Origin of the sequence: Streptomyces sp. NPDC094147 (genome assembly GCF_044764265.1) — a bacterium.
GTDB lineage: Bacteria > Actinomycetota > Actinomycetes > Streptomycetales > Streptomycetaceae > Streptomyces.
In genome coordinates this window covers 93017-105692 of the sequence record NZ_JBIWHT010000018.1, presented here as the reverse complement: position 1 = coordinate 105692, position 12676 = coordinate 93017, and the positions used below count along the sequence as shown (strand labels likewise).

Annotated in this window: 10 protein-coding genes; 7 read left to right on the top strand and 3 right to left on the bottom strand. The window is 70.2% G+C overall.

Annotated features, from left to right (window positions below; genetic code table 11):
• Positions 1-23 precede the first annotated feature (23 nt).
• Positions 24-1175, top strand: a complete 1152-nt coding sequence (locus ACIQ8J_RS24480) for an NAD(P)/FAD-dependent oxidoreductase (RefSeq protein ID WP_403274267.1) — start codon at positions 24-26, stop codon at positions 1173-1175.
• Positions 1176-1230: 55 nt separating this feature from the next.
• Complete coding sequence (locus ACIQ8J_RS24475; protein ID WP_403274269.1) at positions 1231-4443, top strand: amino acid adenylation domain-containing protein; 3213 nt, start codon at positions 1231-1233, stop codon at positions 4441-4443.
• Positions 4444-4607: 164 nt separating this feature from the next.
• Here the strand turns inward: ACIQ8J_RS24475 and ACIQ8J_RS24470 are convergent, their stop codons facing one another.
• Entirely contained in the window at positions 4608-4910 is a 303-nt protein-coding gene (locus ACIQ8J_RS24470; RefSeq protein WP_403274272.1) for a chorismate mutase, read from the bottom strand.
• A 400-nt stretch (positions 4911-5310) separates the two neighbouring features.
• Here ACIQ8J_RS24470 and ACIQ8J_RS24465 point away from each other — a divergent pair, with 400 nt between their 5' ends.
• On the top strand, positions 5311-6012 hold the full coding sequence (locus ACIQ8J_RS24465) for an LmbU family transcriptional regulator (protein ID WP_403274273.1): 702 nt from the start codon (positions 5311-5313) through the stop codon (positions 6010-6012).
• A gap of 128 nt (positions 6013-6140) precedes the next feature.
• Here the strand turns inward: ACIQ8J_RS24465 and ACIQ8J_RS24460 are convergent, their stop codons facing one another.
• A complete protein-coding gene (locus ACIQ8J_RS24460; protein ID WP_403274275.1) occupies positions 6141-6815 on the bottom strand; it encodes an FMN-binding negative transcriptional regulator in 675 nt (224 codons plus the stop codon).
• A gap of 386 nt (positions 6816-7201) precedes the next feature.
• On the opposite strand from ACIQ8J_RS24460, the gene ACIQ8J_RS24455 reads away from it, so the two are divergent.
• On the top strand, positions 7202-8539 hold the full coding sequence (locus ACIQ8J_RS24455; RefSeq protein WP_403274277.1) for a lysine N(6)-hydroxylase/L-ornithine N(5)-oxygenase family protein: 1338 nt from the start codon (positions 7202-7204) through the stop codon (positions 8537-8539).
• Positions 8540-8627: 88 nt separating this feature from the next.
• Here the strand turns inward: ACIQ8J_RS24455 and ACIQ8J_RS24450 are convergent, their stop codons facing one another.
• Positions 8628-8840, bottom strand: a complete 213-nt coding sequence (locus ACIQ8J_RS24450) for an MbtH family protein (RefSeq protein ID WP_399055240.1) — start codon at positions 8838-8840, stop codon at positions 8628-8630.
• Positions 8841-9308: 468 nt separating this feature from the next.
• Between ACIQ8J_RS24450 and argJ the strand changes: the two genes are divergently transcribed.
• From argJ to ACIQ8J_RS24435, 3 genes are read left to right on the top strand one after another with little or no spacing between them, the layout of a single operon-like run.
• Positions 9309-10463 carry a bifunctional glutamate N-acetyltransferase/amino-acid acetyltransferase ArgJ gene (gene argJ, locus ACIQ8J_RS24445; RefSeq protein WP_403274279.1) on the top strand — a complete coding sequence of 385 codons (1155 nt, stop codon included), beginning with the start codon at positions 9309-9311 and terminating at the stop codon, positions 10461-10463.
• Entirely contained in the window at positions 10460-11362 is a 903-nt protein-coding gene (gene argB / locus ACIQ8J_RS24440; protein ID WP_403274281.1) for an acetylglutamate kinase, read from the top strand. Before argJ ends, argB begins: the two co-directional genes overlap by 4 nt.
• Entirely contained in the window at positions 11359-12612 is a 1254-nt protein-coding gene (locus ACIQ8J_RS24435; RefSeq protein ID WP_403274282.1) for an acetylornithine transaminase, read from the top strand. The genes argB and ACIQ8J_RS24435 overlap by 4 nt, the downstream gene beginning before the upstream one ends.
• Positions 12613-12676: the final 64 nt, after the last annotated feature.

The following is a 12676-nucleotide window of genomic DNA, read 5'->3' as shown; positions in this document are numbered from 1 at the left end:
GAGCCGCCGGAGCACCGGCCGCCATGTTGCTCGCGCGCGCCGGATACCGGGTGCTCATGCTGGAGCGGGCCCGGTTCCCCAAGGACACCCTGTCCACCCTCTACATCCACCAGCCCGGTGTGGCGCAGCTGGCCCGCTGGGGCGTGCTGGACGACGTCGTGAACACCGGCGCCCCGGTCCTCGACCAGGTCCGCTACACCATCGACGACATCAGGCTCGACGGCTGCTCCTGGCCGGCCGACGGCCAGGCGGCCTCCTACGCGCCCCGGCGCTACCTGCTCGACTCGATCCTGGCGCAGGCCGCGGTGGACGCGGGCGTCGAGTTCCGCGACAACTGCTCCGTGAACGACCTGGTGTGGGAGGACGACCGGGTGGTCGGCGTCCGCATCGGCTCGGTCCGGGGCGGCGGCGGCACCGTCGAGCGCGCCCGCCTCGTCATCGGCGCCGACGGGATGCGCTCGACGGTCGCGGCGAAGGTCGAGGCCCCCCTCGTGATCGAGGACCCGTCCCTGACCTGCGCGTACTACAGCTACTGGTCGGGCCTTCCGGAGCAGTTCCGGCTCTTCGAGGCGCCCGGCCGCTGGGTCGGCACCGTCCCGACCAACGACGGCGCGACCCTGGTGGCCGGCTACTTCCCCCAGTCGGAGTTCAACACCGTCCGCGGCGACGCCCTGAACGCGCTGCTCGACTGCGTGGCCGCGACGGCCCCCGAGGTGCGCGAGCAGATGGCGGGCGGCGAGCGGCTCGAACGGGTCCACGGCACCGGCGACCAGCGCAACTTCTTCCGGCAGGCCGCGGGCCCCGGCTGGGCGCTGATCGGCGACGCCGGACACCACAAGGACTCGATCACCGCGCGCGGCATCACCGACGGCTTCTTCTCGTCCCAGCTCCTCGCGGACTGCATCGGCGACGGCCTCCAGGACCCGGACCGTCTTCAGGCCGCCCTGGAACGCTTCTCCGTGCAGCGCACCGAGGCCCTCATGCCCTATTACCGCAGCACCCTGAAAACGGGCCGACTGTCCGCGCCGGAGCACCAGTTGGAGATGCTGCGCGCGATTTCCACCAGTCCCGAACTCAGTTCCCGGTACTTCTCGACGATGTCGGGCGTCTGCCCGGTCGATGAATTCCTCACCCCCGAGCTGCTCGAACTCATGGCGGACCGGGTGGCCGCGTGACCGGCGCCGCTCTCTGTGGAACCGAACTTTCTGTGGACGCGAAGGGATTGACACGATGACCGACGTGACGATCGGCCCCGGCGCCCGGCTGGGCGAGGAGCCGACGCTGATGCTGCGGGACCGGGGGTCGGCCACCACCGGGGACGAGCTGCTTCCGCTCTCCCTCGGCCAGGAACAGCTGTACAAGCTCGCCTCCCACGGGCCGGAGCACCACCTGGTCGTCGCGCTCCGCCTCACCGGCGAGCTGCGGCAGACCGCCCTGACCGAAGCGGTCCGCCAGCTGGTGGCCCGGCACGAACCGCTGCGCACCACCTACGCGGTGGTGGACGGCAAGCCCTGCCAGAGCGTGTGGCCGGTCGCCCCGATCGAGCTGGAGCTCGCCGACCTCGCACCGCTGCCCGCACCGGCCCGCCAGGCCCAACTGGACGCCCGCATAGGGGAGTTGCTCGCGGCTCCCTTCAACCTCGCCTCCGGCCCCGTGCTGCGGGTGCTGCTCGCCCAGCTGACCGCCACCGAGCACGTCCTGGTGCTGTGCCTGCACCAGATCGCCGCGGACCTGTGGTCGAAGGACGTCATCACCGCCGAGCTCGGCGAGCTGTACGAGGCCGCGCTGGTGGGCCGGCCCGCCCACCTGCCCGAGCTCACCGTGCGCTACGCCGACCACGCGGCCTGGCAGCGCAAGCGGTTCAGCGACGCCAAGCTCGCCTCGCGCCTGGACTGCTGGCGCAAGCGGCTGGCCGACCTCCCCGTGCTGCGGCTGCCCACCGACCGGCCCCGAGGGGGCGGTCGCGGCGCCGACGGCGCGCTGCACTCCTTCCGCGTCCCCGCCGAGGTCGTCAGCGGTCTGGGCGAGCTGGCCCGCGAGCGCGGCGGCACCCTGTTCGGCGGCCTCTTCACCGCCTGCCAGGTGCTCTTCTCGCGCTACAGCCAGCAGCAGGACCTGGTGCTCGGCACGGTCGCGGCCGGCCGCGAGGCCCGGCCCGAACTGAGCCGCCTGGTCGGCCACTTCGCCAACCCGCTCGTCGTGCGCGGCACCGTACTGCCCGCCACGCCGTTCGCGGAGCTCCTCACCGAGAGCACCCAGGCCCTCCAGGACGCCTTCGCCCACCAGGAGGTGCCCTACGAGCGCCTCGTGGACGAGCTGGGCGAGCAGGGCGAGGGCGGCCGCCGGCCGCTGGTGCAGGCCATGGTGGTGCTGCGCGAGACGGCGGGCCACGAGGCCGCCCTGCCCGGACTCACCGTGCGGGAGTTCCGCCCCGCCGGTGTGCCCTCGGCGTACGACGTCACCGTCGAGTTCACCGGGACCGAGACCGGCGAACTGGCCGGGGTCCTGGAGTACGACACCGCGCTGTTCGACGCGGCCACCATGCAGCGGCTCGCCCGGCACCTGGTCGTCCTGCTGACCGCCGCCGTCGCCGACCCGGCGCGCCCGGTGGGCGAGCTCCCCCTCCTCGACGAGGAGGAGCGCCGCACGGTGACCGCCGACTGGGCCGTCAACCGCGTCGACTTCCCCGCCGACCGCGGCGTCCACGAGCTCGTCGGCGACCAGGCGCGGGCCCGCCCCGACGCGGTCGCGGTGGTGGACGGCCGCGGCGGCACGACGACGTACGCGGAGCTGGACGCGCGGGCGAACCGGCTGGCCAACCTCGTGGTGTCGGCCGGTGTCCGGCCCGGGTCCTTCGTCGCGATCTGCCTGCCGCGCGGCCCCGAACTGTTCGCCGCGCTGCTCGGCGTCCTGCGGGCCGGCTGCGCCTATCTGCCGCTGGACCCCGAATACCCCTCCGACCGGCTGGCGTTCATGCTCGCCGACGCCGAGGCGACGGTGTGCCTGACCGAGCGGCGGCTGACGGCGAAGCTGCCGGACGCGGACGTGCGGATGGTCTGCCTGGACGAGGAGAAGGAGACCATCGCGGCACTGCCCGACACGCCGCCGCGGATCGAGGTCTCGGGGCGGGACGCCGCGTACGTCATCTACACCTCGGGCTCGACCGGCCAGCCCAAGGGCACCGTCATCGAGCACCGCTCCATCACCCGCCTGGTGTGCAACGCCGACTACGTGGCGCTGCGCGAGGACGACGTGGTGGGCCAGGGCGCCGACGCCACCTTCGACGCGGCCACCTTCGAGATCTGGGCACCGCTGGTCTCCGGGGCCCGCCTCGTCGTGATCGACAAGCACACGCTGCTCGACCCGGCCGCCCTGATCGGCACGCTGACCCGGCACCACATCACCACGCTGTTCCTGACCACCGCCGTCTTCAACCAGGTCGTCGCCGCCGACCCCACCGCCTTCCGCACGCTGCGCCACCTGCTCTTCGGCGGCGAGGCGGTCAACTCCGCGCGGGTGGCGCAGGTCCTGGCGGCCGAGCCGCCCGAGCGCCTGCTGCACGTCTACGGGCCCACCGAGACCACCACGTACGCCACCTGGCAGCTGGTGCGCGAGGCCGACGAGAACACCGCCGTCCCCATCGGCGGCCCGCTCGCCAACACCACGGTGTACGTACTGGACGAGCAGCTCAACCCGGTACCCGTCGGGGTCGTCGGCGAGCTGTACATCGCGGGTCCCGGGGTGGCGCGCGGCTACCTCAACCGTCCCGAGCTCACCGCGGAGCGCTTCCTGGACAACCCGCACGGCCAGGCGCCGGACGACCGGATGTACCGGACCGGGGACCTGGTGCGCTGGACGGGCCAGGGCGCCATCGAGTACGTGGGCCGGGTCGACCACCAGGTCAAGGTCCGCGGCTACCGGATCGAGCCGAGCGAGATCGAGCTGGTCCTCGCCCAGCACCCGGGCATCGAGGCCGCGTTCGTCATGGCCCTGGAGGAGGACGGGCACAAGCGCCTGGTCGGCTACGTACGGCCGGTCGACGGGCAGCAGCCCGACGCGGCCGAGCTGCGCGACTTCGTGGCCGCCCGGCTGCCGGAGTTCATGGTGCCCTCGGCCGTCGTGACGCTCGCCGAGTTCCCGCTCACCCCGAACGGCAAGATCGACCGCAAGGCGCTTCCGGCCCCGGAGCACACCGCGGACGCCGGCGCCGGCCTCGCGCCGCGCACCGACACCGAGCGGCTGCTCGCCGAGATCTGGTCCGCTGTCCTGGGGGTCGCCGAGGTCGGCGTCACCGACAACTTCTACCAGCTGGGCGGCGACTCGATCCTCGGGATCATGGTGGTCGCCAAGGCGAAGAAGGCCGGGCTGCCGATCACCGCCAAGGACGTGTTCCGGCGGCAGACGATCGCCGAGCTGGCCGAGGTGGTCGACGGCGAGGCGTAACCGAAGCACGAAAGCAGCGCGGCCCGCCGGATCCTGTCCGGCGGGCCGCGCTGCCGCCCGCGTGCGGGCGCACGGGCAGGGGCTGGGCACGGCGAAAGGGCCGCACCTTCAAGGTGCGGCCCTTTCGCCGTGTACGGGCGCCACAGGCCCCGTGCCGCCCCGGTTCAGATACGTCCCCGGCCGAGCTCCAGGAGCGTCATGGCGAGGGTCGTACCGGGCTTGCCGAGCGAATCGCTGTAGTGGGACAGGATCTCCATCTCACGGGACAGGTTGACGCGGCGGCCGCCCGAGGAGATGCGGGTCTCCTGGATCATGGCCGAGTAGGCCATGCGCTCCCGGATCAGGCCGATGATGCGGTTGTCGAGCGCGTCGATGCGCTCACGGGCGTCGCTGATCACCGACGCGGCCTGCTCGGTACGGGCGCCGGTGGTCTCGATGGGCGCCTGCGCGGTGGTGGTGACGGACATCTTCGGGGCCTCTTCTCGATGGGACCGAACCGTTGGGCACCAGCAGACCGGACAGCCCGCAACGGGTGCGCAACGCGGGCGCCGGAGACGCCTGTTGCGCAGGCGTTGCGCGGTGCGGTGTTCGATGGCCCATGAGCGGCCTCCCCTCGCGCGGGCGGGCCCTGTGCCACCGGGCGCGGGGGAGGAGGCCGACAGCCGCCATGACGTGGGGGTTTCTGTGGTCGAGGCGAACGGGGGGAGTGGTCGAGGGTGTTGACGGTCCGGCCGTGCAGAACGGTGCGCAGAGGCGACCGATGGCGAGCCGCATCCGAGGACTGCTGCCGCAATCCCATGAATCCATTCCCGTTGGGGAGCGGACCGCGCTGCTTAGCGCGTCCGCGCCCATGCACACGGAGGCATGATGACCAGTCGGACCAGTGACCTCGAAGGCGCCACAGTCGCCCCGTTCCGCAGAAGGACCGACGCCCTGCCCCGCCAGCGCAGGAACAGCCCGGACGACCGGCGCGCCCAGGTGCTCACCACCAAGGTGGGTCTGCAGCTGCCGGCTGGGATGAACTACGACGACTGGGAGCAGGCCGGGTGCCGGCTCTCCGGCATCGTGGACTCGTCCTCGTGGTGGCTCGGCGACTGGCTCGTCTACGGCAAGGACCACTACACCGACCGCTACCAACGGGGCATCCGCACCGCCGGGCTCCAGTACCAGACCCTGCGCAACTACGCCTGGGTCGCCCGCCGTTTCGCCTTCGACCGGCGCCGCCAGGCGCTGACGTTCCAGCACCACGCCGAGATCGCCTCCCTGCCGGTCGAGGAGCAGGAAGTGTGGCTGGACCGCGCCGAGCAGAAGAAGTGGACCACCAAGCAGCTCCGCGGCGCGCTGCGCATGGCGCGGGCCGACGAGCCGCGGGCCGGCAAGCAGTTGGAGACGACCCGGCGTCTGGCCCTGCCCGACAGCCGCCTGCAGTGGTGGCACAAGGCCGCTGAGCAGTCGGGGCTCGGCCTGGAGCAGTGGGTCCTGGAGACGCTCGACAGCGCCGCCGGGCGAGCCCTGGAGGAGATCGCCGAGCTGGAACAGCTACAGGAGCGGGCCAGCATCAGCGCCTGAGAGCCGGGCTCGGACACCGGCTCCCACCCCACGGTTCGTCGCACATGCCGCAGGGCCCGCACTCCGCCAGGAGTGAGGGCCCTGAAGGCTGTCCGGACGAGCCTACGCGGCCGGGGGCCGCGGCCGGCTCAGACCCGCGCGCACGACGGCAGCTCGCTCATGAGCCGGGCCGCCTCGCGGTGCCGGCCGCACTCACGTCCGGCGAAGGACGCCTGCACGCGGTCGCGGACCTCGGGTGCCTGCTCCTGGCTGAGCTTGAACATGCCGTCCGCTCCGGTCACCCGGATCCGGAACGAACCCACCGCGGGCGCCAGTTTGTGGAAGTAGCCGATCGACTCGGACATGTCCCAGCCGGTGCCGAAAGCGCCCTCGAAGGCCCGCACGGTGGACTGAACCACCTCCAGCGTCTCGTCGAGCGAGTCGAACTTCTCGACCACGCCGTGCACATGGACCGAGGTGAAGTTCCAGGTCGGGGCGGCCGGCGTCAGCTCGTACACGGTCGGCGACACATAGGCGTGCGGGCCGGAGAAGACCAGCAGGACATTGCTTCCCGTCTCCAGCGCGGACCAGTGGGGATTGGCCCGGTTCATATGGCCAAGAAGAGTCCCGCCGGACAGGTCGTCGGACCATTCTCCGACCATCTGCGGATCCGGTATCACGGGCAGGTGCGTGGCATAGGGACTCGCCGGAGAACTTCCGTCGGCCGGGCTGCTGTTGGAGGCCATAAGCGCCATCGGATTGTTGCGGATCAGATCGACCATCCACGAACCGTCAGGTTCACGATATTGACTGGGAACGAACATCCGGCATCCACCCTTTCAGAGGTCCCACACGCGGCAGGGGTGCCACTCGACATCGACGCTACTGCGGCTTCGCGTGGTCCTGTCAAATAATTTCGGCACACTTGCGAAGCTGTACTGTCGACAGGACATCGGCATCCTGTTGCGTTCCTTGACCGAAAGTCTTGCAACACTCGTCCGGCCGCTCTAGGTTGGTTTCCGAGGCGTTCTTGAGTGCACCCCTTGAACGCATGTCTCCCGGACCGCCGGTTGAGACTCCGAAACCACAAGCCATGAGCACGACGACAGTTGACGACTTTCCTGTTCAGAGGCCTCTTGGGATATACACGAATTGGCCTGCCGAAAGGTCGGCAGGTCCCGTCACAGCTACCCAAACGGGAGAATTCTCTATGAGTACTCGTGCACCCGAGGTATACGACGTTGTCGGCATCGGTTTCGGCCCGTCGAACCTGTCGCTCGCCATCTCTCTGGAAGAACACCGGGAGAACACTCCGGCAAACCCGACCACCGCGGTCTTCTTCGAGCGGCAGCAGGCGTTCGGCTGGCACCGGAACATGCTGCTGCCGTCCGCGACCATGCAGATCTCGTTCCTGAAGGACCTGGCGACCTTCCGCAATCCCGTGTCGCGGTTCGGCTATGTGTCGTACCTGCACGAGTCGGGCCGGCTGGCGAAGTTCGTCAACAACATGGACTTCTTCCCGACCCGGCTGGAGTTCCACCAGTACCTGGAGTGGGCGGCGGCGAACTTCACCGACCGCGTCTCCTACGGGTCGGACGTCACCGCGATCCGGATGCCGCCGGGGCTCGCGGGCGAGCGCCCCGACTACGTCGAGGTCGAGGTCCGGGACAACGCCACCGGCGTGACCCGGCTGGTCAACGCGCGCAACGTGGCCATCTCGACGGGCCTGGTGCCGCGCATGCCGCAGGGCATGAAGGCCGACGAACGCGTCTGGCACAGCTCGGAGTTCCTCGCCAAGTACCGGCGCATGAACCCCAGCGACCTCAAGCGCGTGGCGGTGGTCGGCGCCGGCCAGAGCGCCGCCGAGATCACCAGGTACCTCTACGACAGCCTCCCGCACGCGGAGGTGTCCGCGATCTTCCCGTCGTACGGATACTCCGTCGCGGACGACACTCCTTTCGCGAACCAGATATTCGACCCGGACGCCGTCGACGACTACTACTACGGAACGGAGAAAGCGCGGGAATCGTTCTGGCGCTACCACAAGAACACGAACTACTCGGTGGTCGACGGCGACGTCATCAAGGACCTGTACCGGCGCTCGTACGACGAGGACGTCGCAGGCGTCAAGCGGCTGCACTTCCTCAACATGACCAGGGTCAGAGAGGTCAAGCGGGCCGGCGACGAGACGAGGGTCCTGCTGGACACCCTGCTCGACGGCCACACGAGGGAACTGGACGTGGACGCGATCGTGTTCGCCACCGGCTACGACTCCCTCGACCCGAGCCGGCTGCTCGGCGACCTCGACCGCTACTGCCTGCGCGACGACGCCGGACGGCACCAGGTGCAGCGCGACAACCGGCTGGTCACCCTGCCCGAACTGCCCTGCGGCCTGTACATCCAGGGCGGCACCGAGCACACCCACGGCCTGTCGTCGGCCCTGCTGTCCAACATCGCCATCCGCAGCGGGGAGATCGCCGACTCCATCGTCAGCAGCCGGCCCGTGGCGGCGGAGCGGGGGCAGCTGGTGGCGGCCATGGCGGGTTGACCGGATGCCCCTGCGCGAAACGGCCCGTCAGCCGGGCTGACGAGCCGTTCGCAGGTGGGGGGATCGGAGCCTGCCGATGGGCAGCCGCCTAGGCGGCCATCGCCTCACGCAGGCTCTTGGGGCGCAGGTCGGTCCAGTTCTCCTCGACGAAATCCAGGCACTCCTGGTGACCGCTCTCGCCGAACGCCACCCGCCAGCCCGCCGGAACCTCGACGAACGAGGGCCAAAGGGAGTGCTGCTCCTCCTCGTTCACCAGGACATAGAACTGGCCATCCGCGTCATCGAACAGGTTGCTGCTCATCGTCCACTCCAATTCAAGCCGTTCACGATCTGCTTCCCGTGGGAAGTGATTCGTGATCCGTGTACTGTGCGAGGTGGATGGGCTCCCATCCCGCATTCTTAGGGTGTTCGGCCTTTCGGAGTCGCGCATAATGGCAAATACGCGCTCCTGAAGGCCGGTTGATCTGTCCATGCATATCAGTGATCGGTCCACGGTCAAAGCCGGGTAGTTTCTTCCCGGCCGGGACCGCCCGGTGTCCTGTGGACAGGACAGTCCGTGCTGAAGGACTTGAATTTCCAGCAGTTTGGCACAGGGCGCTAGACGAACGGTCGAGCTCCGGAAGATAGTGGCTGACGTACCGCTCCGGCACCGGCTTGGAGACACGGGCACCGGCAGTCCGGGCCCGATGGACCAGCCGCTCGCGGCAGCCCTCTCAAGCCGCTCGCCCCCTTAGGAAACAAGGCATTTTTCCACCCTAGGAGTTTCGCCATGAGTGTTACGGCAGCGCAGGGCTTCTCGGCCGCAGGCGTCGCAGCCGGAATCAAGAGCAGTGGCAACCCGGATCTCGCCCTCGTGGTCAACACCGGCCCGAGCAGAGCCGCGGCGGGTGTCTTCACGTCCAACCGGGTGCAGGCCGCGCCCGTCCTGTGGAGCAAACGGGTTCTGGCCGGCGGAGAGGTCGGCGCCGTCGTCCTCAACTCCGGTGGCGCCAACGCCTGCACGGGCACCGAGGGCCAGGACGACACGCGGGCCACCGCCGAGAAGGTGGCCGGGCTGCTGGAGGGACACAGCGCCGATCAGGTCGCCGTCGCCTCCACCGGGCTCATCGGCATCCGGCTGCCGATGGACCGGCTGCTCAGCGGAGTCGAGAACGCGGCGGCCCAACTGTCCACGGACGGCGGTGAGAACGCCGCCCTCGCCATCATGACCACCGACTCGGTGCACAAGACCGCCGTGTACGAGGGCGACGGCTGGACCCTGGGCGGCATGGCCAAGGGCGCCGGCATGCTCGCCCCCGGCCTCGCCACGATGCTGGTGGTGCTCACCACCGACGCGGACCTCGCCAGCGACAGCCTCGACAAGGCGCTGCGCGCGGCGACCCGCACCACCTTCGACCGGGTCGACTCCGACGGCTGCATGTCCACCAACGACACCGTGCTGCTGCTGGCTTCCGGATCCTCCCGACTCAGCCCGGAATACGGCGAGTTCGCCGAAGCGGTCCGGACCGTCTGCGACGATCTGGCCCGCCAGCTCATCGGCGACGCCGAGGGCTCCTCCAAGGACATCCGCATCGACGTCGTGGGCGCGGCCTCGGAGGACGACGCGGTCGAGGTCGCCCGGACCATCGCCCGCAACAACCTCCTCAAGTGCGCCATCCACGGCGAGGATCCCAACTGGGGCCGGGTGCTCGCGGCGATCGGCACCACCCGGGCCGACTTCGACCCGGACCGGCTGAACGTCGCCTTCAACGGTGTGTGGGTCTGCAAGGACGGCGCGATCGGGGCGGACCGCGACGCGGTGGACCTGCGCGGGCGGAGCGTCGTCATCACCGCCGACCTCGCCGCGGGCACCGAGTCGGCCACCGTCTGGGCCAATGACCTGACCGCCGAGTACGTCCACGAGAACAGCGCGTACGCATCATGAAGACCGACCAGCACCCGGGCCTGGCCAAGGCGGAGTCCATCCTGGAAATGCTGCCGTGGCTGATCCGCCACCGCGGCGAGATCGCCGTCATCAAGTTCGGCGGCAACGCGATGGTCGACGACGAGCTGAAGGCCGCCTTCGCCCGCGATGTCGTCTTCCTCCACCACGCCGGACTGAAGCCGGTGGTCGTGCACGGCGGCGGCCCGCAGATCAGCGCGGAACTCGACCGGCGCGGACTGGCCAGCGAGTTCAAGGCGGGCCTGCGCGTCACCACGCCCGAGGCGATGGACGTCGTACGCATGGTGCTCGCCGGCCAGGTCCAGCGCGAGCTGGTCGGTCTGCTGAACCAGCACGGCCCGCTCGCCGTCGGCCTCACCGGCGAGGACGCCCACACCATCACGGCCTCCAGGCACTGGCCCGAGATCGACGGCGAGCTGGTCGACATCGGCCGGGTCGGTGAGATCACCGAGGTCGACACCGGCGCCGTCGAGGCACTCCTCGAAAACGGCCGGATCCCGGTGATCTCCTCTATCGCCCACTCACAGGACGACGGACATGTCTACAACGTCAATGCTGATACGGCGGCTGCGGCGCTCGCTGCGGCGCTTGGCGCCGAAACCCTGATGGTCCTCACCGACGTCGAAGGCCTCTACGCGGACTGGCCCAACAGCGACGAGGTGATCAGCAGGCTCACGGCGACGGAGCTGGAGGAGCTGCTGCCCGAGCTGTCCAGCGGCATGGTGCCGAAGATGGCGGGCTGCCTGCACGCGGTGCGCAACGGCGTGAGCAACGCCCGCGTCATCGACGGCCGGGTCCAGCACTCGGTCCTGCTGGAGATGTTCACGGACGAGGGAGTCGGCACGGTGGTCGTGCCGGACGGAGAAGAGGGATCGAAATGAGCGAGGCCGACAATACCGAGCTCGTACAGCGCTGGCAGGCCTCGCTGATGGGCAACTACGGGACCCCCCGCGTGCCGCTGGTGCGCGGCGAGGGCGCCGCGTTCTGGGACGCCGACGGCAAGAAGTACCTGGACTTCGTCGGCGGCATCGCCGTCAACGCCCTGGGTACCGCGCACCCGGCGGTCGTACGGGCCGTCAGCGAGCAGGTCGGCCGGCTCGGCCACGTCTCCAACCTGTTCATCGCCCCCGAGCCGGTCGAGCTCGCCGAGCGGCTCCTGGAACTGGCCGGCCGGCCGGGGCGCGTCTTCTTCTGCAACTCCGGCGCCGAGGCCAACGAAGCCGCCTTCAAGATCGGCCGCCTGACCGGGCGCCGGCACATGGTGGCGACCCGGGGCGGCTTCCACGGCCGCACCATGGGCGCCCTGTCGGTGACCGGGCAGCCGGCCAAGAGGACTCCGTTCGAGCCCTTCCCCGAGGACGTCACCTTCGTCGAGTTCGGAGACGCCGAGGCGCTGCGCGAAGCCGTCACCGCGCACACCGCCCTCGTCGTCCTCGAACCGATCCAGGGCGAGAACGGCGTGATCGTCCCGCCGCCCGGCTACCTGGCCGCCGCCCGTGAGATCACCCGGGCCGCCGGAGCACTGCTCGCCGTGGACGAGGTGCAGACCGGCATCGGCCGCACCGGCCACTGGTTCCAGCACCAGGCCCAGGGCATCGAACCGGACATCGTCACGCTCGCCAAGGGCCTCGGCGGCGGGCTCCCGATCGGCGCGACCCTCGCCTTCGGCCGGGCCGCCCAGCTCCTGGGCCCCGGCTCGCACGGCACCACCTTCGGCGGCAACCCGGTCGCCTGCGCGGCCGCGCTCGCCGTCCTCGACACCATCGCGGGCGAGGGACTCCTGGACCACGTCCGGCGCCAGGGCGAGCAGCTGCGCGACGGCATCGAGGCGCTCGGCCACCCCCTGATCGCCGAGGTGCGCGGAGCGGGCCTCCTGATGGGCATCGTCCTGGCCGAGCCGCTCGCCCTCCAGGTGCAGCAAGTGGCCGAGGAATCAGGTCTGTTGGTGAACGCCGTCGCGCCGGACGTGATCCGGCTCGCCCCGCCGCTGATCATCGGCGACGAGGAAGTCGCGGCCTTCCTGCACACCCTGGGCCGCGTACTGGGACACATCCACGAGGGGTGGCGCCGGGCGACGACCGCCGTCGACGCCCTCACCGAAGAGCGCGCCGAGCGCTTCGCCCACCTCTGATGTTCACGACCGACATGGCTGACGGCGGCCGTCGGGGACCGGTACGGAGACAGGCCCGCGACGG